Here is a 21860-nt window from a genome sequence, read left to right on the forward strand (position 1 = left end):
CGCTCCCTGAACGCTCGCTCGCTGTGCACCGGGATGCCGGGCCCCGGATTTCAGATTCTCCAGCCTAGTCGCCGCCTCCGCCTCCGTGCGGCCGCTCCGCGCTCCGGGTGCCGTCGACCTCGATCGGCACGAATCCGCTGGTAGGAGCGCATTCGACTCAAACTTGTCCACAGGCGGCAGCGGGTTATCCACAGGGTGAATATGAATGATTGTCTTCGGTCGGCAGCGGGCGGACGCTGGTCACATGAACTTGACAGAGGCACAAATCAAGCTCAACAGTCCCACCGACATCATCACCACCGTCCCGCTGCTCCTGGGTTTCCACCCCGAGTGCAGCCTCGTGGTCGTCGGGCTGCACCGGTTCGAGGTCCGCTGCACCTTCCGGGTGGACCTGCCCGGGTCGGCCGACCACATCGAGCACCTCTACGACCTCACGCCGCAGTTGTGCCGCAACGAATGCGACGCGGCCGTCCTCATCGTCTACGGCGAACGCGAGGTCGCCGAGGCCTCGCTCGCGCGGACCGCGTTGCGCCTGCACGCGGCCGGGATCGAGGCGGTCGACCGGCTGCGGGTCACCGACGGCCGGTGGTTCAGCCTCGGCTGCGCGGGAGCGTGCTGCCCCGCCGAAGGCCTGCCGGTGCCGGAGACCTCGCCGGCCTCGTGCGAGGTCGCCGTCGCCGGCGCGCACGCCCTCGACGACCGCACCGAGGTCGCGGCGCAGCTCGACCCGGCCGAGCCCTCCGGCCGCGAGGCGGTGGCCCGAGCGGTCGAGGCCGCCCTCCGGGCCGAGGCCGGCATCGACTGGGCCGAGCAGCGCGGCCGGGACCTGCACGCGGTCGACCACTGGCTCGGTGCGGGCGAACTGCCGGGATTCGACGACATCGCCACCCTCGGGCTCGCGCTCGGCGACGTGGACGTCCGCGACTACGCCCTGCGCCGGATAAATTCGGGCCGCTTCCCGGGAAACCGGACCGACCTGTGGGTCTGGCTGGCGCGGCACCTGGCCGAGGACCTGGCGGCGCCCGCGGCCACCGTGGCCGGATTCGCGGCCTACCGGAACGGCAACGGGGTGCTCGCCGCCGAGGCGCTGGAGCGGGCCCTGCAGTGGCAGCCGAACTACCGGCTGGCGCAGATGCTCATGGCCTCGCTCCAGGCGGGGATCCCTCCCGGGGCGCTGTCCCGGATCGGCGGTGGCCTCCCCTGCGGGAGCGGCGGTGGCTAGTCTGGGTCCATGGGAGAGTCCCCGAGTAATCTCGCCGCGATCTTCCTCGTCGGGGGCCGGGCCCGGAGACTCGCCGGGGCGGCCAAGAGTGAACTGGTGGTGGGCGGTTCGACCATCCTGGAGCGGATGCTCGCCGCCTGCCCCGACGCCGCGCGCCTGGTGGTGGGCCGGAGGCCGCCGACCGCCGACCCGCTCCCCGACGGGGTGGCGTCGGTCGTGGAGGACCCGCCGGGCTCGGGACCGGCCTGGGCCGTGGCGGCCGGTCTGGGGCAGGTCGCCACCGGACACCCGCGCGTCGCGATCCTGCCGGGGGACCTGCCGTTCCTGACCGCCGAGGCGCTGACGCAGTTGGTGAGCGCGGCCGACCGGGCCGGCGGCGACGCGGGCGCGGTCTACTGCGACGAGGCCGGCAGGCGGCAGTGGCTGTGCGGCGTCTGGCCGACCGAGGCGGTCCGTGCGAACGCGGCGCGCGCGAAGCCGGGGGATCCGGCCAGGCTCCTGTTCGCCGGGATCGGGACGACGACCGTCCACTGGGACTACTCGGGGCCGCCGCCGTGGTTCGACTGCGACACGCCGGAGGACTTGGAGCAGGCCCGCGCCTGGGCGGCCGACCTCAAGTGACGCCGTACGCCGCGGTCAGGACGCCGGTGCGCCAGACGGTGAGGACGAACAGCAGCGCCAGGATCGCGGCGAAGCCCACCCAGTGCAGGATGCGGCGGTGCGGCCGCGGGGTGAACGACAGCACGGCCCCGCACAGCGCGCCGCCCACCAGTCCGCCGAGGTGGCCGGTGATGCTGATCGTCGGCACCAGGAACGTCAGTGCCAGGTTCAGACCCAGCAGTACGTAGAGGCCGCTGTTGTCCCGGCTCAACCGCCGGTTCACCATGATCAGCGCGCCGAACAGGCCGTAGATCGCGCCGGAGGCCCCGGCCGACCAGGTCTCGGGGTTGGCGAACACGTACGTCGCCACGCTCCCGCCCAACCCGGAGAGGAGGTACACCGCCAGGTAGCGCAGCGACCCGAGGTCTTTCTCCAGCACGCGGCCCAGGATCCACAGCACCACCATGTTGAACAGCAGATGCACGACCCCGAAGTGCATGAACGTCGAGGTGAGCAGCCGGTACTCGCCGCCGGCGGCGACCGTCGGCAGCAGGTAGCGGCTCCCGAGCAGCTCCACCGGTGCCTGCGCGGGCCGGGAGTACTCGGCCAGGGCGAAGTGCAGCTCGGTGACTGCGCCGCCGATCGCCGCGCTGCCGCCGACGGCCAGCGTCAGCACGAACATGACGACGTTGACGCCGATCATGGCCTTGGTGACCGTGCCGGCCTCGCCGGAGGAGGAACCGCCGAACGAGGTGGAGGCGCGGCCGCCGAAGGCCGAGCGGGCCCGGCGCATCGTCTTCCTGCCCTCGGCGACGCACTCGGGGCACTGGAATCCGACGGGGGCGTCGATGCGGCAGTCGGCGCAGATGGGCCGATCGCAGCGGACGCACCGCAGATAGGTCTGGCGGTTCCGGTGGCGATAGCAGACCGGGGGCGACTGCTCCTCGCTCATCTACTTCTCGATGCTCACCGAATTAATGACGATATCGTTCACCGGGCGGTCCTGCTGACCTGTCGGGGTCTTGGCGATCTGGTCGACCACGGCCTTCGACTCGTCGTCGGCGACGGTCCCGAAGATGGCGTGCCGTCCGTTCAGTCCCGGCGTCGGGGCGACGGTGATGAAGAACTGGGAGCCGTTGGTGCCGGGCCCGGCGTTGGCCATCGCCAGCAGGTACGGCTGTCCGAAGTGCAGGTCGGGGTGGAATTCGTCGGCGAACTGGTATCCGGGGCCGCCCCGGCCGGTGCCGGTGGGATCGCCGCCCTGGATCATGAAGCCGTCGATGACACGGTGGAAGAGGCAACCGTCGTAGTACGGGCCCGAGCCGGGCCGACCGGTGTTGGGGTCGGTGTACTCCTTGGTTCCTTCGGCCAGTCCGACGAAGTTCGCGACCGTCTTGGGCGCGTGATCGTCGAGCAGTTCGATCCTGATGTCGCCGACGTTCGTCTGCAGAGTCGCCTTTGTCATGCCGTCCATGGTGCCAGACGCACCAGGTTGGTCCAACTTTCTACCCCGTTTCCCTCGACGAGTGTCGAAACCCGGTGCAACATGAGGGATACGGAGTTACCTGAAGGAGGCAAACACGATGGGTTTCAGCCGGAATTCCACGGCGCCGGTCAAGGAGGTCAGGGAGAACCTGACCCAGGGGGCGACCAGCTTCAAGCGGGCGGGGTCCGCTGCGGCGAGAGGGACCAGGGAGGCGGCGGCGCCGAGGGTGAACGTCGTGCTGACCAAGGTCGGACTGAAGAAGCGGCGCGCTCCCAAGTGGCCCTGGGTGGCCGCGGGCGTCGGTGCGGGGGTCACGGCCGCCGCGGGCGCGGTCGCGTACCTGATGTACCGCCGCCGCAGCGAGTCGCTCGGCGAGTCATTGCTGGCCGACGAGCTCCTGGACGACACCGAGGAGGCCGAGAGGCGCCAGCAGCCGCAGATCACCGACGAGGCGATCAATGAGGAACTGGTCGACAGCGTGTCGCGTTAGCGGTGCGCACTCGGGCTCGGCTCGGTTCGATTGACGGCGCTCCCGGCGCGAAGCGCCGCGGGGCCCGCTTCCGGCTGTCCGGGCGGTGCCCGGGTCGGTGCGCGGCGCACACGCCGCGTCCGGATCGGGGCACCCTGAGCGGACGTTCAGACGGGCCGGGCCGATCGATCGGCCCGGCCCGTCTGAACGTCCGGACCGGTCGACGCGTTCCGACGGGAGAAAGAACGCCGGACCGGCGCCCTCGCCCCGGGGGGGAGTGGGCGAGTTCACCGGCCCGGCGCCAATGGGGGCGGGAATTCGGTCCTTCCACGCGGCCGTGCCGACCGATCGCTCCGGGAGCGAGGCCGACGACCACCGCGTTCACGACTCCGATTCTCGCGTCCCTTCGACGTAATGTGAAGGGTTCGACAGTGGCGGTTATACGCCATGTCGCATAACCGCCACCAATCATCGACAATAGGTCTTGGGAGCGTTACCGCACGTGTTCATCGGGCTCGCGCGGCCTCGACGGCCTTGGCCAGGCGGCGCACCCCTTCGTCGATCCGGTCGGCGGGTACCGCCGAGTAGGCCAGCCGCAGGCAGGACTCGCCGCCGTCGACGACGAAGTCGGTGCCCTTGACCACCTGGACGCCCTCGTCGGCCGCGGCCGCGGCGACCTTGGCGCAGTCGACTCCCTCACCGAGGTCGACCCACAGGAAATAGCCGCCGTCGGGCACCACGAACTCGGCGTTCGGCAGGTGCGTACGCAGGGAGGCCGAAAGCTGGTCGACCCGCTCCTCGAGCGCCGCCTTGACCGTCGCGATCGACCGCTCCAAGTCGCCGGAGGCGGCGAACTGGTGGATGGTGGCCTGGGCGAACATGTTCGGCGCGATGTAGGTGTTGGTGGCGGCGGTGGCGATCCGCTTGATGAGATCCGCCGGACCGACGAGGTACCCCGTGCGCAGCCCCGGGCAGACGGTCTTGGAGAACGAGGAGGCGTAGACGACCCGGTCGTTCCGGTCCTGGGACAGCATCGTCGGGAACTGCCGGCCCCGGAAGCGGATGTCCAGGTAGGGGTCGTCCTCGAAGATGGTGAAGTCGTACTCCTCGGCCAGTCCGAGCAGGCGGGTGCGCTTCTCGCCCGAGAGCGTCACGCCGGCCGGGTTCTGGAAGTTCGGGATGATGTGGGCCAGTCTCGGCCGGACCCCGCCCTTGAGTACGCCTTCGAGCTCGTCGACGTCGACGCCGTCGGCCCGCACCGTCACCGGGTGGAGCTGCCCGTGCCGGTTGCGCAGGCCCAGCAGCGTCCGGTCGTAGGTGGGCCGCTCGACGATGACCGCGGCGTCGGGCTCGACCAGTTCGTCGAACAGGAACGCGTCGGCCTGCATCGAGCCGTTCGTGACCAGGACGTTCTCGACGGCCACGTCGTGCTTGGCGGCGATCCACTCGCGCAGCGGCGGGTAGCCTACGGACGTGCCGTAGCCGGTGACCCGCGTCGGGTCGGAGTCGAGCGCGGCCGCGGCGGCGGCCTTGAGTCCTTCGGTGTCGACGATGTCGAGCGACGGGGCGCCCCGGGAGAATGAGATGACGTCGGTGTTCGGCATGTCAACAGCGTATGCGGCCCGGCGGCCCGTCGTCGACCGCCCGCCCGGCGGCGTCGGGTCGGTCGCGCCGGTCGGCGACATGCGCACCGCCACGCGCGATACGGTGCTGATGCGGGGGTACCGCCGGGCCCCTTGGGGGTTCGCGGGTCCGCCGCATCGCGGCGCGGCGGGAATTCGCCCCCGCGAGCGTCGCCGAGCACGAGCATTGCCGAGCATTCATGATCAAGCATGAGGAGGAGATCGATGACGCTCGATCGTCCGAAGGCTCCCTGGCCGTACGACTTCCTGCCGCGGGTTCCGTCGTTCGAGGTGACCTCGAACGACGTCTCCGACGGCGAGACGCTCCCTCCCGACCAGGTGGCCGGCAAGGACGTCTCGCCGCACCTGGCCTGGTCGGGCTTCCCGTCCGAGACCGCGGCGTTCGCCGTCACCTGCTTCGACCCCGACGCCCCGAGCGGATCGGGCTGGTGGCACTGGATGGTGCTCGACCTCGACCCGTCGGTGACCGAACTGCCCTCCGGCGCCGACGCCGACCCGCCGGGCGGCACGGTGCAGTTGCGCAGCGACTCCGGCAAGGTCGGCTTCGCCGGGGCGGCCCCGCCTCCCGGCGACTACGAGCACCGCTACATCTTCGCCGTCCACGCGCTCAAGCAACGGTTGGATCTGCCGTCCGACACCTCGATGGCGAAGGGGGCGGCCAACATCACCTTCAACGTCCTGGCGCGCGGACTGATCACGCCGGTGTACCGAAATGCCTGAGGCGGTCGTCCTCGCTGCCGCGCGCACACCGGTCGGCAAGCGCGGTGGCGCTCTCTCGGGAGTCCACGCCGTGGACCTGGCCTCGCACGCCCTGAACGCGGTGCTCGACCACGCCGGGCTGGAGCCGGACGCGGTCGACGACGTGATGCTCGGCTGCGTTTCGCAGGTCGGCGAGCAGTCCTGGAACGTGGCGCGCAACGCGGTGCTCGCCGCCGGGTGGCCCGAGGCGATCCCGGGCACCTCGATCGACCGGCAGTGCGGCTCCGGCCAGCAGGCGATCGCGAACGCGGCCGCGGCGGTCCTGGCCGGGCACGCCGACGTAGTGGTCGCCGGGGGCGTGGAGTCGATGACCCGGGTCCCGATGGGGTCGAACACGGGCGCCGGCGCCGGCGAGCCGTACGGGCCGGCGGTGCGCGATCGGTACTCCGACCGGGTGGACGCCGCGCGGGCGATGCCGTTCGACCAGGGTGTGGGCGCCGAGCTGGTGGCCGAGCGGTACGGGATCCCGCGCGAGGCGATGGACGAGTTCTCGCTGGCCAGCCACCGGAAGGCCGCCGACGCGACCGACAAGGGCGCGTTCGAGGCCGAGATCGCGCCGCTGGCCGAGATGCGCGCCGACGAGGGGATCCGGCGGGACACGAACCGGGAGAAGCTGGCGGCGCTGCAGCCGGCGTTCCGCGCGGAGGGCTCGGTGACCGCCGGTTCGTCCTCGCAGATCTCGGACGGGGCGGCGGCGCTGGTGGTCACCACCGACGAGCACGCTCGCCGACTCGGAGTGGCGCCGCTGGCGCGGATCGCGGCGGCCGCGACGGTCGGTGCGGATCCGGTGATGATGCTCGACGGGCCGATCCCGGCGACGGCGAGGATCCTGCGGCGGGCCGGCCTGGATCTGGACGAGATCGACGTGTTCGAGGTCAACGAGGCGTTCGCTTCGGTGCCGCTGGCGTGGCTGGCCGAGACCGGGGCCGACGAGGAGCGTCTCAATCCGCGCGGCGGCGCGATCGCGCTGGGCCACCCGCTGGGTGCCTCCGGCGCCCGGCTGGCGACGACGATGCTGCACTACATGCGGGACACCGGTGCGCATCGGGGCCTGCAGACGATGTGCGAGGGCGGCGGCATGGCGAATGCGACGGTGTTCGAGCTGCTGCGCTAGCGGATCCTATAGGAAATATCCTATATCCTATAGGAAAGCCATCCTATAGGATATAGGATTCGCGTCGCTTGGGTCGGGCCGGGGACCTCGGTCCGGCAGGGGCGTGCCGCCGGGGGTCACTTCCACTTGGAGAGGACCAGCAGGGCCGCGACCATGCTGGCGAATCCCACCGCGAGGTTCCAGTAGCCCCACACGCCGACCGGGTACTCCTGCCCTGACAAGTAGTACAGGGTCAGCCACCCGATGCCGATCACGATGAGCGCGACGGCGGTGATCGGCACCCACATCGGGCTGGGCTCGTAGCTGTCGCCGGCCTGGGAGCCCTTGCCGCTCGGGTTCGAGTAGACCTTCTTCTTTCGCACGCGTGACTTCGGCATCGAATACTCTCCAACTGGGGTACTTATCCAAAACCAGAGTACCGTGAGCACCGGTACACACCGCTTTGCCCGTTCGGGCGATACTTGAGATCGGGACGTGACCATACCCTGTCCTGAGGCGTTATGGTTACGGAGCCTTTTCCCAACGAGCCGATCACTTGATCCGACGGAGGCGAGATTCCCAGGTGAGCAATCAGGAGTGGTCGCCGTTCGCGGAGGAGTCGCCGCCCGCGCCGCGACCGGACCGGGACCCCGGCCGGGCCACCCCGCCCCCGTCCGCTCCCCGGGCCTCGGCGTCCGTCTCGCCGCCGTCGACGCCGCAGGCGTCGAGCCCCAAACCGTCGCCGTATCCGCACGGGTCCGCGTCGGCACCGGGGCCGGGTCCGGCGCGCCCGTCCGGCGCCGCACGGCCCGCCGCCGATTCGGCACCGGCCGGGGCCGCCTCCGGGAAAGCCTCCGTGCCCGGCGGCGCGCCCGGCTCGAACCCGCCGCACGATCAGACCATGCCCCTGCGGCCGCCCTCGACCGGCAAGCAGGGAGCCGGGGGCCTCATCCCCGAGCCCGACGGCACCGCGGTCCTTCCGCAGATCCCCTCCGGCGAGGTCCCCGCCCCGGCCGGCGCCGACAGCGAGGTCCGCAAGAAGCGGTCGGTCAAGCGCCACCGCGGCGACTTCGCCGGCGGCCTCCGCAAAGGCGTCCGCGGCGCCGGCGAGATCCTCATCAGCCTCGGCGTCATCGTCCTGCTGTACGCCGCCTACGAGATCTTCGGCGTCTCCGCCGAGATCAACGCCGCCCAGGACGACCTGTCCGGCGGCCTCGACGTCGTCTGGGACCAGACCGAGGCCGAGAGCGAGGAGGGCGTCGACGGGGCGCCGGTCCCCGAACTCGGCGACGCCTTCGCCCGCATGTGGGCCCCCGACATCCGCGCCGAGTCCTGGACCCTGGTCGAAGGCACCGATCTGTCCGACATCGAGTACGCGCCCGGCCGCTACCTCGACGGCGCCTACCCCGGCGAGCAGGGCAACTTCACCCTCGCCGGCCACAACGTGCCCGCGATCTTCCAGAAGATCCGCGACCTGGAGGTCGGCGACAAGGTCGTGATCGAGACCAAGGAGTCCTTCTACGTCTACGAGGTCCAAGAGCACGTCGTGGTCGACGAGACCGCGGTCGACATCACCGCGCCCGTCCCGCGGAACCCCGGGACCCCGCCGGGCGAGGACGACTACTGGCTCACGCTGTTCACCTGCCACCCGCTGTGGGACAACTTCGAGCGCTACGTCGTCTTCGGCACCCTGACCGATACCCACGAGCGCGACCCGCAGGGCGATCTGCCCGACGAAGCGATCGACCCGGAGGCGTGAGATGTACGGATGGATCTGGAGGAAACTCCCCGGGGGCCTGCCGGGCAAGCTCATCGGGTCGCTCGCGCTGACCGCCGGTGCCTTCGCACTGCTGTGGTTCGTGGCCTTCCCGGCCGTCCGTCCGCACATGCCCTGGAGCAACGTCGAGGTCGACGGCGGGTCGCTGGTGAACGAGGAGGAGGGCGATGGCGAGCCCGCCGGAGACGAACCCACCTGCACACCCGGAGTCGACTGCCGCGACACCGACTTCGATCCCGAGGACTGGGAAACCGCGGCCCCTCCGGAAGACGCGGAGGACCAAGAGGGCGATGGGTAGCGTCCTGGTCGTCGACTTCCGCGACTCCTTCGTCCACACCATCGTCAGCTACCTGCGCGCCGTCGGCGCCCGCGTGGAGGTGCGCCGGTCGGACGAGACCAGCGTCGCCGAGGCCGAGGCCCTGCTGCCGGCGGGGGTGCTGCTCTCGCCCGGACCCGGCCGACCCGAAGAGGCCCGGCTCGGCCACGACCTGCTCGACCGCTTCGCCGGCCGCGTACCGATCCTCGGAGTGTGCCTGGGCCACCAGGTCATCGCCGAACACTGGGGCGCGACCGTCGCGCAGGCGCCGCAACTGCGGCACGGCGAGACCTCCCCGATCGAGCACGACGGCGACGGCCTCTTCGCCGGCTGCGCCAACCCCCTGACGGCCACCCGCTACCACTCGCTCGCGGTCGAGCCCGACACCGTCGCACCGCCGCTGGAGGTCACCGCCACCACCGCCGACGGCCTCGTCATGGGGCTGCGCCACCGCGCCGCCGACGTCGAAGGCGTGCAGTTCCATCCCGAGTCCATCCTTACCGAGGACGGCAGCGCCCTACTGGAGAACTGGCTGACGCGGATACCGGCCGCCGCTCGCCAGGACACATAGGAGTCCGACGGTTGTCTAAGCTGTTATCGCAAGCGAACCCGCGGCGGGAGGTGGCCGTTGACCCGGCAGGACTGGAGTCCGCCCGATCGCCGCCACCCCGGCGGTCTCCTCATCGCGGGAATCGGGCTGCTCGCCGTCGGCGGCTGGCAGATCTTCATCGGCTACGCCATCGCACAGGGCGAGGCGTTCGTCCTCTCCGGCGGCGCCTACTGGTACCGCACCGACAGCCCCGGATGGGGCTGGGTCAACGTCGCCGTCGGCGCCTCCGCACTCCTGATCGGACTGGTCCTGGTCGCCGCCCCGCGGCGCCCGCGCCGCGTCCGCGCCTGGGCGGCCGCGACGCTGCTGATCACCGTCGTCTCGGCGGTGAACCAATGCCTCCTGGCCCCGCAGTTCCCCTTCCAATCGACGTTCGTCCTCGCCGTCGACGTGTTCGTCATCTGGGCGGTGACCACGCAGGTCCAACCGCCCCGCGAGAGCGGCGACGACCACCGCATCCCCCGTTGACACCCGCCGCCCGGCCCGGGCTGGCACGATAGTGGCCATGGGCCGGAGATCACTGGTGGCCGCGGTCAAGCGGTTCATAACCGAAAGCCGCTTCGACAACGCCGCGGCGCTCACCTACTACTCGGTGCTGTCGCTGTTCCCGGCGATCCTGGTGGGCACCTCCATCATCGGCCTGCTCGGCGACGACGCCACCGACGCCCTCCTCGACGGCGTCCGCGAGCTGCTGCCGGCCGACAGCGCCGAAATCGTCGAAGACGCCGTCGACCGCCTCCAGACCGACCCGGCCACCGCCGGCGTGCTCGCGGCCGTCGGCCTCCTCGCCGCCCTGTGGGCCGCCTCGAACTACATCGGCGCGTTCATGCGGGCTACCAACGCGGTCAACGGGACCGAGGAGACGCGCAAACTGTGGATCGTCCTCATCGTCCGCGTGGTGCTCACGGTGGTGGTCGGCGCGCTCACCGCGGTGTGCGCGGTGGTGGCCGCCACCGGCGGCACCGTCGCCGCCGAGTTCGGCCGGGCCTTCGGTGCCGGCGCTGTCGCCTCGACCTTCTGGCAATGGGTCAAGTGGCCGACCATCCTGGTGCTGGTGATGGTGATCGTGGCGCTGCTGTACTGGCTGTCGCCGGCGGTGCGCACCACCTTCCGGTTCCGCGCCCCCGGAGCGGTACTGGCGGTCGTGCTCTGGGTCGCCGCCTCGGCCCTGTTCGGGCTGTACGTGGCCAACTTCGGCAACTACGAGCAGACCTACGGCACGCTCGGCGGCGCCATCGTGTTCCTGGTGTGGCTGTGGATCACCAACGCGGTGCTGCTGTTCGGATCCGAATACAACGCCTCGGCCCTCCGGCCCGAGCGCGAGGACGAAGCCGCCGCCGGATGACCGCTCACTCCGCGCCCTTGGGCTGCACCAGCCCCGACTCGTAGGCGAAGACCACCAGTCCGGCCCGGTCGCGGACGGCCAGCTTCATCATCGCCCGGTGCACGTGCGTCTTGGCCGTCGCCGGGCTGATGTAGAGGCGCTCGGCGATCTCGCCGTTGGACAGCCCGCGCGCCACCAGCGCGACGATCTCAGACTCCCGCTCGGTGAGCCCCTCGACGCGCCCGGCCAGGCGCGCCGGTGGATGCGCCACATACTCGGCCACCAGCTTCGAGGCGATCGCCGGCGACAGCAGCGTCTCGCCGGCGGCGGCCGCGCGCACGCACCGCAGCAGCTCCCCGGGCTCGGTGTCCTTGACCAGGTAGCCGGCGGCGCCCGCACGGAGAGCGTCGAACACATAGGAGTCGAACGAGTAGTTGGTGAGCATCACGACCCGCAGCCCGGCCAGCTCCCGGCGCTCGGCTACGGCGCGGACGGCCTCGATGCCGTCGCCACCGGGCATCTCGACGTCGATCAGGGCCACCTCGGGACGGTGGGCGAGGGCGAGTTCGACCGCCGCGGGCCCGTCGGCGGCCTCGGCGACGACGGTCATGTCGTCCTCGGCGTCGATGAGCGCGCGGAAGCCGCCCCGCATGAGCGGCTGGTCGTCGGCGAGCAGCACCCTGATCATGCGGCGGTCCCTTCGGATTCGGCGGCCCGGTCCGCGGCCGGGAGGCGCGCACGCACGGCGAAGCCGCCCGCGTCGGGGCCGACCACCAGCGAGCCGCCGAGGGAGTCGACGCGCTCCCGCATGCCGGTGATGCCGCGGCCGGGCTGGTAGTGGTCGGCGGCGCCGTTGTCGACCACGTCGACGTGCAGCAGGTCGTCGAGCACGTCGATCGCGACCTCGATCCGGTCGCCGCCGGAGTGCCGGACGGCGTTGGTCAGCGCCTCCTGGACGATCCGGTAGGCGGCGTGGTCGGCGTCCGGACCGACCTCGAGCCGGTCGCATCCGGGGCAGTCGACGCCGATCTCGAAGCCGAGCCCGTCGTAGCGGCTGGTGAGGTCCTTGATGCGGCCCAGGCGCGGACCTTCGTCGCCTCGCAGCATCGTCAGCGTCTCCCGCAGTTCGCGGGTGGCGTCCTTGGCGGCCTCGTCGACCGCCACGAGGGCCTCGGGAGGCCGGTCGCCGCGCTTGCGCGCCAAGTGGACCGCGACACCGGCCTGGACCCGGATGACCGAGATCGAGTGGGTCAGGGCGTCGTGCAGCTCGCGGGCGATCCGCACGCGCTCGTCGGCGGCCTTGCGGCGCAGCGCCTCCTCCTTGGTGCGTTCGGCTTCCTCCATGTAGGCGTCGCGCTGGCGCTTCGACTCCCCGGAGATCATCGCGACGTGGAGCCAGCCGATCACGAGCATGGTCTGCTGGAGGCCGGCGGGGGTGAAGTTCCAGTCGGCGGCCTGCCAGTTGCCGAAGGCGGTCAGTACCGAGAAGCCCAGGACGGTACCGACCGTGAGGCCCCGCGCGCCGCGGTACATCGAGAAGCCGATGGCGAACAGCGCGGCCACGGCCGGGAGCGGGCCGAGGTCGAGGTGGTTCATCGCCGCCAGCGCCAGGACCGAGGCGACCATGACCGTGCGCGGGTAGCGGCGCCACGCCAGCAGCGACAGCGGGCCGATCGTCAGCAGCAGCCACCCGAGGCCGAGCTGCCGGTCCTCGAGCAGGACTGTGGACAGTCCGGTGCCGAGGGAGAGCGCCAGGGTGAGGCCCGCGACCAGGATGTCGAGCCGTCGGCCGCTGAGCCGGCGCAGCGGTCCGGGCCGGCCGTCGGGGCCGAGGCGTTCTGACATGCCCTCATCGTAAGCGGCTTCGGTGGCGGGCGCGTCGGCCCGCGGTTCCAGAGGACCCGTACCACCGGTGTGGTACGCGGCCGGGCCGGCTGAGGCGCACGGCGCCGACCGGATTGTCGGCCCAGGGTCGACGACGTTCGCTCCCGCTCGGGGAAGGCTCGTGGGCAGGCGGGCGACACCCCGCCGCGAACCCGTTCGAGGAGCAGTCCCATGCCACCCTCAATCCGACACGTCACACCCGTCGACCCCGGACCCGCCGAAGGCGTGGTGGCCGAGGTCCTGCGTCAGGCCAGGGCCGAGGTGGGCCGCCCCGGCGCGCCGTTCCTGATGCTCACCCCCGCCCCGGAGCTGCTCGCCTCGGTGTGGGCGCTGCTGCGCGAGTCGCTGTTCGTCGGCGGCCCGGCGGAGCGGACGGCCAAGGAGGTCGTCGCCACCGCGATCTCGGTGAAGAACTCGTGCGGGTTCTGCACCGACGCCCACGCCACGATGCTGCACGCCCTCGGCGAGCACGAGTCGGCCGAGGCCCTCCGCGAAGGCCGGACCCCGCCCTCGCACGCCGACGCGGCGGCGTGGGCGATCTCGCCGAGCGCGGAGGGGCCGTTCCCGGCCGGGGCCGCGCCGCGGTTCATCGGCACCGCGCTGGTCTTCGAGATCATCACCCGCCTGGTGAAGGTGATGGCGACCGACGCCGCCCCGCATCCGGTCACGGCCTCTCGGCTGGGGCGGTCGGTGGCCTCGCGGCCCCTGCGCGAGCGGGTCGCGGCCCGACTCGAGCCGGGCGCGAGCCTGCCGGTGCTGGACCGCCGGCCCCGCTGGCTCGAGGAGGAGTGGTCCGGCCTCGACCTGGGCGTCCCGGCCTGGGCCGGGGACTCGCCGGTCGGGACGGCGTGGACGCACCTGCGCGCGACCGCCTCGTGCGGCCGCGGCCTGCTCGGCGAGCCGGCCGCCGCCGCGGTCCGGCGGACGGTCGCGGAGGCGGTCGACCGGTGGGGCACCGGTCCGGTGCCCGGTCCGCCGGAGCCGGCGGGGATCGGGGCGCTGCCCGGCCGGGTGGCGCTCGGTGCCCGGCTGGCGGCGTCGGCCGCGCTCGATCCCGGCTCGGTCACCGATGAGGACGTGGCCGCGTGGCGCGCCGGAGCGCTGGCCGACCACTCCGTGGTGTCCCTGTTCGCGTTCGCGGTCGTGCACGCCGCCGACCGCATCCAGGCGGGCCCGATCCGAACCGAACCCGCCGAGAGAGGTGTTCTCCATGCTTAATCTGTTCCGCATCTGGATGGCCGTGATCAGTGCGCTGCTCGGCGTCCAGATCTTCCTGGCCGGCTACGGCGCGATCGCCGTCGGCGCGCCGGCCGAGGCGTACGAGCTGCACATCATGAACGGCCGCCTGATCGCCCTGCTGTCGCTGGTGTCGATCCCGCTGGCGGCTCTGGCCCGCGCCGGCGGCAAGCCGGTGGCACTGGCGTCGATCGCCTTCGGACTGGTGATCCTGCAGTCGGTCATCGCCCTCGTCAGCGTCGACGGGACCGTGGTGGGCCAGTTGATCTTCGGCCTCCACGCGGTCAACGGCCTGCTGATCATGGCGGTCGCCGGTCGCGCCGGCGGTGCGGCCAAGCGGATCCGGGCCGACCGCGGCGCGCCCCAGCCCGCCGAGGCCTGAACGCATCCGCCTGGAAACCCGCTTGCGGCACCGGTGCGCCGGTGCCGCAAGCACCCTCGCCGGGCCCACAAGCGATGGTGTGCCAGGATTCGGATCGGAGCCCCCACGAAAGGAACCGAATCCCATGCGACGCACCTCCAGACTGGTCGGTCCCGTCAACGCCGTGCTGCGATCGTCGTCCAGGCGCCGGCGCTCCGATCCCGACGCCGCGTTCGACAAGGCCCTCCGGCAGGCCGAGGCCGATTCCGGCGGCACCGCCGAGGGCGACGAGGCGTTCGTAGAGGACTACCGCCGCCTCCTCCACCGGATCGCCTCGGTCCCTTCGATCTCGCCGCTGGGCTGGGTGGGCGGGCTCGGCGACCTGCGCTCCCGCATGACCAACCGGTTCCGGGTGCGGCGGCTGCTGGCCGAGCACCCCGAGATCGCCGACGAGCCGATCGAGCGGCCCATCATCGTCACCGGGCTGCCGCGCACCGCCACCACCCTCGCCCACAAGATCCTCGCCCGCCCCGAAGGCCACCGGGCCCCGCTGATGTGGGAGCTCCAGGCCACCGACCGGTCCGACATCGACCGGGCGCTGCGCCGGCGGCGCCAGAGGGTCTCGGCCCGCTCGGCCTCGTTCGGCCACTTCTTCTCCCCGGTCCTGCCGCAGATCCACCCCATGGAGCCCGAGTCCCCCGAGGAGTGCGTGTTCGCGCTGCCGCACGGCAAGTACTGGCTGGTGACGTACCGCATGCCCGAGTACCGCCGCTGGCTCGAGGACCACGACTTCCTGGAGGACCTCCGCTACTACAAGCAGGTGCTGCAGGTCCTCCAGTTCGGCGCCCCGAAACGGCGCTGGGTCCTCAAGTCGCCCTACCACCTGGACTACCTCGAGACCCTGCTGCGGGTCTTCCCCGACGCGAAGATCATGTGGACCCACCGCGACCCGAACACCGTCATGGGCTCGTGGTGCTCGCTCATGGAGACCGGGGTGGCGCTGTGCAACAGCACCTACGATCCGCGCGACATCGGCGCGGACTGGCTGGAGATGCTGTCGAACATGATCCGCACCGCGCGCGACAGCCGTTCCCGGCTGCCGCGGGACCGGATCGTCGACGTCTCCTACCACCAGTTGACCGCGAACCCGTACGAGGAGCTGCCGGGCGTCTTCGAGCGCCTGGAGATGGAGTGGACCGCCGACGACGAGGACAACCTCGGCACCGTGCTGGCCCGGCCGGGCATGAAGCGCGGCCACGAATACAGCCTGACGCACTACGGACTCGACTTCGACATGGTCGACAGGGCCTTCGGCGACTACGTCCGGATGGTCCACCGGATGGGGTGAGCGGCGCCACGGGCTCCGGTCGGCTAGGCTCGCCGCGATGAGCGAGCCACGTCCGGGCGGGCGGACGGCCGAACTCGACCGACCCGGCCCGCCCGAAGCCCAACGCACCAAAGCACCCTGGTACCGGGGGCGGATCGTCCGGTCGCTGTCGTGGACGACCGGGTTCGGCTTCATCGCCTATGCGGCGATGCGGCTGTACGGCCTGGAGACCGGCTGGGCGCCGGTCGCGATGGTGTCGTTCACCCCGTACGTCGCCGTCGCGGCCCTGGTCGGCGCCGGACTGCAGGCGCTGGTGCGACACTGGCGGGCCGCGGCCGTGACCGCGGCGATGGCGCTGGCGTTGAGCGCGGCGGTGGTGCCGCGGGCGGTGGCCGATCCGCAGCCGGCCGCCGCGGGGGAGTCGCTCACGGTCCTTTCGGTGAACCTCTACGTCGGGGAGGCGAACCTTCGGCACGTCGTCGACCTGGTGGACGAGCACGATCCGGACCTGCTGAGCGTCCAGGAGACGACCGCGCCCGCGATCGACCGGCTGGCCGAGCTGGGCCTGACCGAGCGGCTGCCGCACGCGATCACGACCACCGGCCGGGCCGCCGAGGGGACCTCGCTGTACTCCCGCCACCCACTGGAGCGGCTGGAGGAGCTGGAGCCGGACGGGATCTTCCACCAGATCGCCGCCGAGGTATCGCTGCCGGACCGGTCCACGGTGCGGTTCCTCGCCGTCCATACCGCCGCGCCCTATGCGCCCCACCGGATTCCGGAGTGGGAGCAGGACTTCGCCGAGCTGCCGCGGCCGGACGGCGACGATCGGTGGATCCTCGCCGGGGACTTCAACGCCACGCTCGACCACCACGCGATGCGCGAACTGCTCGAATCGGGGTACACCGACGCCGCCGACGCCACCGGCCGGGGCCTGACCGCGACCTGGCGTCCGGTCCGCGGCTACCTCAGGGGCCTGGTGCGGCCGCCCGGCGTGGCGCTCGACCACGTGCTGGTCGAGCAGGACGCGGCGGTGCTGGACTTCCAGGTCCTGGACAAGGACGGCAGCGACCACGCGCCGGTGCTGGCCACGGTCCGGATGCCGTAGGAGTCAGACCAGTTCGTCGGCCACCCGGTCCCCGGGGAGGGCGAGGCGGACGATCGGGTACGTCCGGCCGTCGACCTCGTAGTCGGTGCGCTCGCCGTCGGCAACGAAGCCGTACCGCTCGTAGAAGCGGCGGCCGACGTCGTTGCCCTCGAGCACCCACACGCGGATCGGGGCGAGCCCGAATTCGTCGAGGGCCTTGTGGGCCTCGCGCATCAGTGCCCGGCCGACTCCGGTGCCCCAGCGGTCGGGGTGGACGTAGAGCGCCCACACTTCACCGGGCTCGCCCGGGCCGGTCTGGTCCGAATCGGATTCCCTGGTGTCCCAGCCGAGCATGATGTAGCCGATCACGTCGGGCCCGCGCTCGGCGACCAGGGTGAGCCAGAACGGCGGAGGGGAGCTGAGGTTCATCACGAACGCCTCCCCCGGCTCGTCCCGCAGTGCCGCAAGGGTGTCGTCGGCGATGAGGCCGCGGTAGGCGGCCCGCCAGGAGGCGTTCCGGACTTCCACGATCTCGTCTGCGTCTGCGGGTCCGGCCGTACGGATCTTCATGTCTACCAACCGTGCCTGAAGGTCCAAAGGAAAGCAACCACTAATGCGGACGGAATTGCGACACAAAGCGGAACCGGCGCCGGGCGTCTAGACGACCGGGGATTCGAGGAGGCGGAGGTCGGGCGCGTCGGCGTCGACCGCCGCCGGCAGTCCGATCGGCATGGGCAGATTCGGCGCGGTATGTCCGAAGTCGACTCCCGCGAGGACCGGGACGTCGATGCCGTCCATCACCTCGAGCACCACGTCCTTGACCGTCGCGTCCCCGTAGTCGGCCCCGGGGGCCTCGATCTCGGAGGGGATGCCGACGACCATCGCGCCGATGCGGTGCAGGACGCCGCCGAGACGGAGGGCGTGCAGGTCGTTCCAGATGTGGCCGATCTTGCGGCCGACGTCCTCCCAGAACAGGATCGCCCCGTCGAACCGCTCGGGGGCCGGCGCGTACGGGGTCGCCTGGAGGCGGACGAACCGGTCGAGCAGGCCGCCGACCAGGTGACCGGAGGCCCGGCCGGGTTTCCAGGTCTCCCAGTCGAGGTAGGCGGGGAGCGGGACCTCCCCGGTCCGGCCGGTCAGCAGGTCCCGGTACAGGTCGAACAGCTCCCGGCGGCGGCGCGACTCGGCCTCGAGCCACATGTCGCCGAAGCCGGGCGCGGCGAAGTCGGCGTGGAGCCCGATCAGTCCGGTCCGGGAGTAGAGCGCCAGGTGGAGGGCGGTGATGTCGGAGAAGCCGAGCATCGGCTTGGGGTCGGCACGGACGGTGTCGTAGGCGATGCGGTCGAGATAGCCGGTGGTGGCGTTGCCGCCGCTGAAGGGGACGATCGCTCGGACCTCGGGGTCGGCGAACAGGTCGTTCATCTCCGCGGCCTGCTCGGCCGGGGTGCCCGAACGCCAGAAGTGCTTGGCGCCGCTCTCGACCAGGGGCGACGGGCGAGGGCTGAAACCCATCTCCTCGAGGGTGTCGACGGCGGCGTCGAGCTGGTGGCGGCGGGTGGAGAGCGCGGGCCCGGAGGGGGCGGCGATCACGACGGTGTCGCCCGGCCGGAGCCGGTGCGGCCGTAGCGGTTCCATGGGTCTACCTCCAAAGGCGGGAGCCGGGGCGGACTCAGCCTACGGCTACCCCGGTCCCGGGCACAATACTCGGCAGCAAGCGCTATCGGCGCCTCCGCGGGCGCGGCACCCGCGCGGCGGGGCCGCCGGAAAAAACTCCGAACCCGGCGGCAACCTTCCGCGGTGCGGTGGCAACTACCCAGTGGTGCGGCAACCCGGCTCCGCCGCACCGCACCTACTTCAGAGCGGACGACGATGAGGCTCGACGGCGTCACGATACCGACGTTCCACTCCGCCGAAGGCACGGTGACCCTTTCTGAACGGGGGACCGACGGGCGCGCTACCGCGGACGACCCTCAGGGCACCGAGCCGGACGCGAACGGTGCGCTGGCCGGACCACGGCAACCGGCCTCGACTCGCAAGCGCGCCGACCGGCGAGCGGCCGCGGGTACTATGCTGCCCGCGGCCGACTCGCTGCTAAACTCCGGCTCGCCTGCACCTTCTGGGACCCGGAGGACCCCCTTGGACGTCCCCGCCTCGCCCGAAGAGGATGCTTTTCGCGCCTTCTTCGAACAGCACCACCGCGAACTGGCCCGGTTCGCCTGGCTGGTCGTCGGCGAGCGGTCCGCCGCCGAGGACATCGCCTCCGACGCGATGCTGGCGGTGTGGAAGCAGTGGTACGAGGTACGGCGCGAGGAGGCACGGCTGGCCTACGCGCGCGGCATCGTCGCCAACCTCGCCAAGAGCCGCATCCGCACCACCGTGCGCGAGCGACGCCGCAACGTCCTGTTCTGGCGGAGTCCGGCCGAGTCCTCCGGTGAGCCGAACCTGGCCGCGGTGGTCGACGTGCGGCGTGCGCTGGCCCGGCTGCCGTTCCGCAAACGCGCCTGCGTGGTCCTGCGCCATTCGCTCGATCTGTCCGAGCAGGAGACGGCCGAGGCGCTCGGCGTCTCGGTCGGCACCGTCAAGAGCCAGACCTCCAAGGCCCTCGCCGAACTGCGTAGACTGCTCGCCGCGGACGGCGGGGACGAACGCACGGCGTGGAGGAGCCTCGGAAGGGGGGCGCGGCTGTGAACGACGACGAGATGCGCGAGCGGCTGCACATGGCCGCCGAGGAGTTCCGGCCCGACGCCGACCGCATGTGGGAGCGGGTGGCCGCCGGCGCGCGCGAGCCGTCGATGGTCAAGGCCCGACCGATCCGGTCCCGCGTCCCGCACCTGTCGATCGCGACCGGACTCGCCGTGGTCCTCATAACCGCAATGGTGTCGGTCGGCTACTGGCTCGAGCCCGCTTCGGAGCCGGTCCCGCCGGGTGAGGCCACGAGCTCCGGTCCCGGGCCGCGGCCGACGTCCGAGGCCCCCACCGGCGCCGAGAGCGAGAGCGGGCCGACTTCCGAGGATCCTTCGGATTCGGCCACCTCGCCGGAGGTGACGCCCGAGCGTCGCCAGCCGGTCGACGAGCTCGACTGCTGCCGGATCGACGCCTACGTCAACGACGGCAGCAACGAGTGGTGGACGCAGACCGACCTGGTCCTCGACTCGAGCGAGACCATCACCGACCTGACCGTCGAGCTGCACGTGGTCCAGCGCGAGGACCTCGAGTACTTCGAGGCGTGGACGACCGCCGACCAGTTCTTCGGCGAGCCCGACGTGTTCGAGCGGGACGGGTTCCTGGTGTACCGGTGGACGCTCCTCGACGGCGAGGAACTGGAACCGAAGGAGTACACGCTGGCGGCCCAGTTCAGCCACGGCTCGGGTTCGCGCGACTCCGGCGGGGACTACTTCGTCCTCGAGGCCGAATCCGAGACGGGTTCGGGTTCGATCGTGGGCGACGTCCGGCCCGGGCAGGACTAGACCGAGACCAGTTCGAAGGCCGTGGCGAACTCGGTGCCGAACCGCTCGCCGCCCATCGCGCCCATGCCGGTCAGGAAGTCCCGTGCGTACGCCTCGGGTTCGGCGTCGGACAGCGCCGAGATGTAGGTGCGGTGCGCCGCCAGCGAGGCGATCGCGGTCTCCATCGTGGCGGTCGTGTCGACCGCGTGCGTCGCCTCCGGTGAACCGGCCAGCGCCACCCAGCGCACGCCCTGCCACGGCTCCAGGCCGTTCCCGACCAGTTCGGGGAAGATCCATCGGTTGCCCGCGTCGGCGACCGCGTCCAGCACCGATTCGCCGACCGCGCGGTGGTCGGCGCTGTTCCAGGTGCCCGGCATCCAGTATTCGCGGCGGTTGAGCGTGATCACCAACTCGGGCCGGTGGCGGCGGATCGCGGACGCCAGGTCGCGGCGCAGCGGCACGCCGGCCCTGATGACGCCGTCGCGGTAGTGGAGGAACTCCACCGTGTCGACCCCGACGATCGCGGCGGAGTCGAACTGCTCGGCTTCGCGCAGCGGCGCGCACTCGGTGGGCGGGATGGTGTCGATGCCCGCCTCGCCGCGGGTGACCATCAGGTACCGGACGTCGCGGCCCTGCCCGGTCCAGGCGGCGACGGCGCCGGCGGCACCGTACTCCATGTCGTCGGGGTGGGCCACGATGGCCAGCGCCCGGTTCCAGTCGGTCGGCATTTCCTGCAACTCTCCCATGGGACGAGTATGCCGGGAATCGGCGGCGGGGTGCGGGCCGCGATCGCGAACGGCCTCGCCGACCGGGCGAAACCGCTGCCGGAGCGGCGCCGGTCGGCCTAGCTTGAAGGCAGACGTACGCGCCGCCGAGGAAGGAAGCGGGATATGGGCGAATCCGTCTTTGCGGGCAAGACCATCGAGTTCAAGGCCGACAACGGGGCGGTGTACCACAACATCTACTCCGCCGACGGGACGACGCTGCACTACGAGGCCGTCGAAGGGCTGGCCGAGGGGGCCTCGGAGGAGGTGCGGCTGCGGACCGCCGAGGTGGCGCCGGGGGTCCATATGGTCAGTTGGACCGAGTCGTCGGGGATCACCGTGTCGCAGGCGGTGAACTTCAACGCGGGCACGATCCATTCCTTCTGGAGCCGGGACGCCGGCGGTCGCCGGGTCGGGGAGCTGCAGTCCGGGTCGTTCGCGGTCATCGACTGAGGCCCG

General features: G+C 71.6%; 26 protein-coding genes. 17 read left to right on the top strand and 9 right to left on the bottom strand.

Translation table 11 applies throughout. The annotated features are described in order from the left end of the window. The first annotated feature begins 244 nt into the window (after positions 1 to 244). A complete protein-coding gene (locus CUT39_RS06305) occupies positions 245 to 1222 on the top strand; it encodes a DUF4192 domain-containing protein (protein ID WP_157930511.1) in 978 nt (325 codons plus the stop codon). A gap of 9 nt (positions 1223 to 1231) precedes the next feature. After that, on the top strand, positions 1232 to 1843 hold the full coding sequence (gene mobA, locus CUT39_RS06310; protein WP_198586924.1) for a molybdenum cofactor guanylyltransferase: 612 nt from the start codon (positions 1232 to 1234) through the stop codon (positions 1841 to 1843). Here mobA and CUT39_RS06315 read toward each other — a convergent pair. Both CUT39_RS06315 and CUT39_RS06320 read right to left on the bottom strand, forming a co-directional pair. Next, positions 1836 to 2774: a rhomboid family intramembrane serine protease gene (locus CUT39_RS06315; protein ID WP_100445121.1), complete on the bottom strand. Its 939-nt coding sequence runs from the start codon at positions 2772 to 2774 to the stop codon at positions 1836 to 1838. The genes mobA and CUT39_RS06315 overlap by 8 nt on opposite strands. After that, entirely contained in the window at positions 2775 to 3287 is a 513-nt protein-coding gene (locus CUT39_RS06320; protein ID WP_100445353.1) for a peptidylprolyl isomerase, read from the bottom strand. It lies immediately after the preceding gene. 118 nt (positions 3288 to 3405) lie between these two features. On the opposite strand from CUT39_RS06320, the gene CUT39_RS20175 reads away from it, so the two are divergent. After that, positions 3406 to 3798 carry a hypothetical protein gene (locus CUT39_RS20175; RefSeq protein WP_157930512.1) on the top strand — a complete coding sequence of 131 codons (393 nt, stop codon included), beginning with the start codon at positions 3406 to 3408 and terminating at the stop codon, positions 3796 to 3798. A 485-nt stretch (positions 3799 to 4283) separates the two neighbouring features. On the opposite strand, the gene CUT39_RS06330 is transcribed toward CUT39_RS20175, so the two are convergent. After that, positions 4284 to 5381 carry an aminotransferase-like domain-containing protein gene (locus CUT39_RS06330; RefSeq protein ID WP_100445123.1) on the bottom strand — a complete coding sequence of 366 codons (1098 nt, stop codon included), beginning with the start codon at positions 5379 to 5381 and terminating at the stop codon, positions 4284 to 4286. Positions 5382 to 5624: 243 nt separating this feature from the next. Here CUT39_RS06330 and CUT39_RS06335 point away from each other — a divergent pair, with 243 nt between their 5' ends. Together CUT39_RS06335 and CUT39_RS06340 are read left to right on the top strand one after the other, a co-directional pair. Then, complete coding sequence (locus tag CUT39_RS06335) at positions 5625 to 6140, top strand: YbhB/YbcL family Raf kinase inhibitor-like protein (protein WP_100445124.1); 516 nt, start codon at positions 5625 to 5627, stop codon at positions 6138 to 6140. Then, positions 6133 to 7293: a thiolase family protein gene (locus tag CUT39_RS06340; RefSeq protein WP_100445125.1), complete on the top strand. Its 1161-nt coding sequence runs from the start codon at positions 6133 to 6135 to the stop codon at positions 7291 to 7293. The genes CUT39_RS06335 and CUT39_RS06340 overlap by 8 nt, the downstream gene beginning before the upstream one ends. Positions 7294 to 7409: 116 nt before the next feature. On the opposite strand, the gene CUT39_RS06345 is transcribed toward CUT39_RS06340, so the two are convergent. Then, positions 7410 to 7670, bottom strand: a complete 261-nt coding sequence (locus CUT39_RS06345) for a cell division protein CrgA (RefSeq protein ID WP_100445126.1) — start codon at positions 7668 to 7670, stop codon at positions 7410 to 7412. Positions 7671 to 7855: 185 nt separating this feature from the next. Here CUT39_RS06345 and CUT39_RS06350 point away from each other — a divergent pair, with 185 nt between their 5' ends. Genes CUT39_RS06350 through CUT39_RS06370 form a run of 5 tightly spaced genes read left to right on the top strand, consistent with a single transcriptional unit; the run spans position 7856 to position 11320 of the window. After that, positions 7856 to 9031, top strand: coding sequence for a class E sortase (locus CUT39_RS06350; protein ID WP_157930513.1), 1176 nt, complete (start codon positions 7856 to 7858; stop codon positions 9029 to 9031). Between the two features lies 1 nt (position 9032). Next, complete coding sequence (locus CUT39_RS06355; RefSeq protein WP_100445128.1) at positions 9033 to 9347, top strand: hypothetical protein; 315 nt, start codon at positions 9033 to 9035, stop codon at positions 9345 to 9347. Further along, on the top strand, positions 9340 to 9936 hold the full coding sequence (locus tag CUT39_RS06360; RefSeq protein WP_100445129.1) for an anthranilate synthase component II: 597 nt from the start codon (positions 9340 to 9342) through the stop codon (positions 9934 to 9936). The genes CUT39_RS06355 and CUT39_RS06360 overlap by 8 nt, the downstream gene beginning before the upstream one ends. Before the next feature lie 57 nt (positions 9937 to 9993). Next, on the top strand, positions 9994 to 10443 hold the full coding sequence (locus CUT39_RS06365; RefSeq protein WP_100445130.1) for a DUF7144 family membrane protein: 450 nt from the start codon (positions 9994 to 9996) through the stop codon (positions 10441 to 10443). A gap of 37 nt (positions 10444 to 10480) precedes the next feature. Beyond that, positions 10481 to 11320, top strand: coding sequence for a YihY/virulence factor BrkB family protein (locus tag CUT39_RS06370; protein WP_100445131.1), 840 nt, complete (start codon positions 10481 to 10483; stop codon positions 11318 to 11320). A 4-nt stretch (positions 11321 to 11324) separates the two neighbouring features. Here CUT39_RS06370 and CUT39_RS06375 read toward each other — a convergent pair whose 3' ends face one another. Both CUT39_RS06375 and CUT39_RS06380 read right to left on the bottom strand, forming a co-directional pair. Continuing rightward, positions 11325 to 11987 carry a response regulator gene (locus CUT39_RS06375; RefSeq protein ID WP_100445132.1) on the bottom strand — a complete coding sequence of 221 codons (663 nt, stop codon included), beginning with the start codon at positions 11985 to 11987 and terminating at the stop codon, positions 11325 to 11327. Beyond that, positions 11984 to 13144, bottom strand: a complete 1161-nt coding sequence (locus tag CUT39_RS06380; RefSeq protein WP_100445133.1) for a sensor histidine kinase — start codon at positions 13142 to 13144, stop codon at positions 11984 to 11986. The genes CUT39_RS06375 and CUT39_RS06380 overlap by 4 nt, the downstream gene beginning before the upstream one ends. A 210-nt stretch (positions 13145 to 13354) precedes the next feature. Between CUT39_RS06380 and CUT39_RS06385 the strand changes: the two genes are divergently transcribed. From CUT39_RS06385 to CUT39_RS06400, 4 genes are all read left to right on the top strand, one after another. Beyond that, positions 13355 to 14401, top strand: coding sequence for a carboxymuconolactone decarboxylase family protein (locus CUT39_RS06385; RefSeq protein ID WP_100445134.1), 1047 nt, complete (start codon positions 13355 to 13357; stop codon positions 14399 to 14401). Continuing rightward, on the top strand, positions 14394 to 14801 hold the full coding sequence (locus tag CUT39_RS06390) for a DUF6220 domain-containing protein (RefSeq protein WP_100445135.1): 408 nt from the start codon (positions 14394 to 14396) through the stop codon (positions 14799 to 14801). The genes CUT39_RS06385 and CUT39_RS06390 overlap by 8 nt, the downstream gene beginning before the upstream one ends. 124 nt (positions 14802 to 14925) lie before the next feature. Beyond that, entirely contained in the window at positions 14926 to 16128 is a 1203-nt protein-coding gene (locus CUT39_RS06395; RefSeq protein WP_100445136.1) for a sulfotransferase family protein, read from the top strand. A gap of 37 nt (positions 16129 to 16165) precedes the next feature. Continuing rightward, positions 16166 to 17212 carry an endonuclease/exonuclease/phosphatase family protein gene (locus CUT39_RS06400; RefSeq protein ID WP_100445137.1) on the top strand — a complete coding sequence of 349 codons (1047 nt, stop codon included), beginning with the start codon at positions 16166 to 16168 and terminating at the stop codon, positions 17210 to 17212. A 3-nt stretch (positions 17213 to 17215) separates the two neighbouring features. Here CUT39_RS06400 and CUT39_RS06405 read toward each other — a convergent pair whose 3' ends face one another. Together CUT39_RS06405 and CUT39_RS06410 are read right to left on the bottom strand one after the other, a co-directional pair. Further along, positions 17216 to 17761: a GNAT family N-acetyltransferase gene (locus CUT39_RS06405; RefSeq protein WP_100445138.1), complete on the bottom strand. Its 546-nt coding sequence runs from the start codon at positions 17759 to 17761 to the stop codon at positions 17216 to 17218. An 87-nt stretch (positions 17762 to 17848) separates the two neighbouring features. Beyond that, a complete protein-coding gene (locus CUT39_RS06410) occupies positions 17849 to 18826 on the bottom strand; it encodes a S66 peptidase family protein (protein ID WP_100445139.1) in 978 nt (325 codons plus the stop codon). Between the two features lie 501 nt (positions 18827 to 19327). Between CUT39_RS06410 and CUT39_RS06415 the strand changes: the two genes are divergently transcribed. After that, the gene (locus CUT39_RS06415) at positions 19328 to 19879 is read left to right on the top strand and encodes a SigE family RNA polymerase sigma factor (RefSeq protein WP_232805631.1); all 552 of its coding nucleotides are present in this window, start codon (positions 19328 to 19330) and stop codon (positions 19877 to 19879) included. Then, entirely contained in the window at positions 19876 to 20658 is a 783-nt protein-coding gene (locus CUT39_RS06420; RefSeq protein WP_100445141.1) for a hypothetical protein, read from the top strand. The genes CUT39_RS06415 and CUT39_RS06420 overlap by 4 nt, the downstream gene beginning before the upstream one ends. Here the strand turns inward: CUT39_RS06420 and CUT39_RS06425 are convergent. Then, positions 20655 to 21383, bottom strand: coding sequence for a PIG-L deacetylase family protein (locus CUT39_RS06425; protein ID WP_100445142.1), 729 nt, complete (start codon positions 21381 to 21383; stop codon positions 20655 to 20657). The genes CUT39_RS06420 and CUT39_RS06425 overlap by 4 nt on opposite strands. 144 nt (positions 21384 to 21527) lie before the next feature. On the opposite strand from CUT39_RS06425, the gene CUT39_RS06430 reads away from it, so the two are divergent. After that, positions 21528 to 21854, top strand: coding sequence for a phenolic acid decarboxylase (locus CUT39_RS06430; RefSeq protein WP_100445143.1), 327 nt, complete (start codon positions 21528 to 21530; stop codon positions 21852 to 21854). Positions 21855 to 21860: the final 6 nt, after the last annotated feature.

Source organism: Glycomyces xiaoerkulensis (assembly GCF_002798405.1).
In the GTDB taxonomy this organism is placed as follows: Bacteria; Actinomycetota; Actinomycetes; order Mycobacteriales; family Micromonosporaceae; genus Glycomyces; species Glycomyces xiaoerkulensis.

Excerpts from the sequence above, each read along its gene's own strand:
- CUT39_RS06410 (WP_100445139.1), bottom strand. The coding sequence starts at position 18,826 with ATGGAACCGCTACGGCCGCACCGGCTCCGGCCGGGCGACACCGTCGTG.
- CUT39_RS06335 (WP_100445124.1), top strand. The coding sequence starts at position 5,625 with ATGACGCTCGATCGTCCGAAGGCTCCCTGGCCGTACGACTTCCTGCCG.
- CUT39_RS06385 (WP_100445134.1), top strand. The coding sequence starts at position 13,355 with ATGCCACCCTCAATCCGACACGTCACACCCGTCGACCCCGGACCCGCC.
- CUT39_RS06390 (WP_100445135.1), top strand. The coding sequence starts at position 14,394 with ATGCTTAATCTGTTCCGCATCTGGATGGCCGTGATCAGTGCGCTGCTC.
- CUT39_RS06425 (WP_100445142.1), bottom strand. The coding sequence starts at position 21,383 with ATGGGAGAGTTGCAGGAAATGCCGACCGACTGGAACCGGGCGCTGGCC.
- CUT39_RS06400 (WP_100445137.1), top strand. The coding sequence starts at position 16,166 with ATGAGCGAGCCACGTCCGGGCGGGCGGACGGCCGAACTCGACCGACCC.
- CUT39_RS06375 (WP_100445132.1), bottom strand. The coding sequence starts at position 11,987 with ATGATCAGGGTGCTGCTCGCCGACGACCAGCCGCTCATGCGGGGCGGC.
- CUT39_RS06360 (WP_100445129.1), top strand. The coding sequence starts at position 9,340 with ATGGGTAGCGTCCTGGTCGTCGACTTCCGCGACTCCTTCGTCCACACC.
- CUT39_RS06380 (WP_100445133.1), bottom strand. The coding sequence starts at position 13,144 with ATGTCAGAACGCCTCGGCCCCGACGGCCGGCCCGGACCGCTGCGCCGG.
- CUT39_RS06345 (WP_100445126.1), bottom strand. The coding sequence starts at position 7,670 with ATGCCGAAGTCACGCGTGCGAAAGAAGAAGGTCTACTCGAACCCGAGC.
- CUT39_RS06305 (WP_157930511.1), top strand. The coding sequence starts at position 245 with ATGAACTTGACAGAGGCACAAATCAAGCTCAACAGTCCCACCGACATC.
- mobA (WP_198586924.1), top strand. The coding sequence starts at position 1,232 with ATGGGAGAGTCCCCGAGTAATCTCGCCGCGATCTTCCTCGTCGGGGGC.
- CUT39_RS06430 (WP_100445143.1), top strand. The coding sequence starts at position 21,528 with ATGGGCGAATCCGTCTTTGCGGGCAAGACCATCGAGTTCAAGGCCGAC.
- CUT39_RS06405 (WP_100445138.1), bottom strand. The coding sequence starts at position 17,761 with ATGAAGATCCGTACGGCCGGACCCGCAGACGCAGACGAGATCGTGGAA.
- CUT39_RS06355 (WP_100445128.1), top strand. The coding sequence starts at position 9,033 with ATGTACGGATGGATCTGGAGGAAACTCCCCGGGGGCCTGCCGGGCAAG.
- CUT39_RS06395 (WP_100445136.1), top strand. The coding sequence starts at position 14,926 with ATGCGACGCACCTCCAGACTGGTCGGTCCCGTCAACGCCGTGCTGCGA.
- CUT39_RS06320 (WP_100445353.1), bottom strand. The coding sequence starts at position 3,287 with ATGACAAAGGCGACTCTGCAGACGAACGTCGGCGACATCAGGATCGAA.
- CUT39_RS06370 (WP_100445131.1), top strand. The coding sequence starts at position 10,481 with ATGGGCCGGAGATCACTGGTGGCCGCGGTCAAGCGGTTCATAACCGAA.
- CUT39_RS20175 (WP_157930512.1), top strand. The coding sequence starts at position 3,406 with ATGGGTTTCAGCCGGAATTCCACGGCGCCGGTCAAGGAGGTCAGGGAG.
- CUT39_RS06330 (WP_100445123.1), bottom strand. The coding sequence starts at position 5,381 with ATGCCGAACACCGACGTCATCTCATTCTCCCGGGGCGCCCCGTCGCTC.
- CUT39_RS06315 (WP_100445121.1), bottom strand. The coding sequence starts at position 2,774 with ATGAGCGAGGAGCAGTCGCCCCCGGTCTGCTATCGCCACCGGAACCGC.
- CUT39_RS06340 (WP_100445125.1), top strand. The coding sequence starts at position 6,133 with ATGCCTGAGGCGGTCGTCCTCGCTGCCGCGCGCACACCGGTCGGCAAG.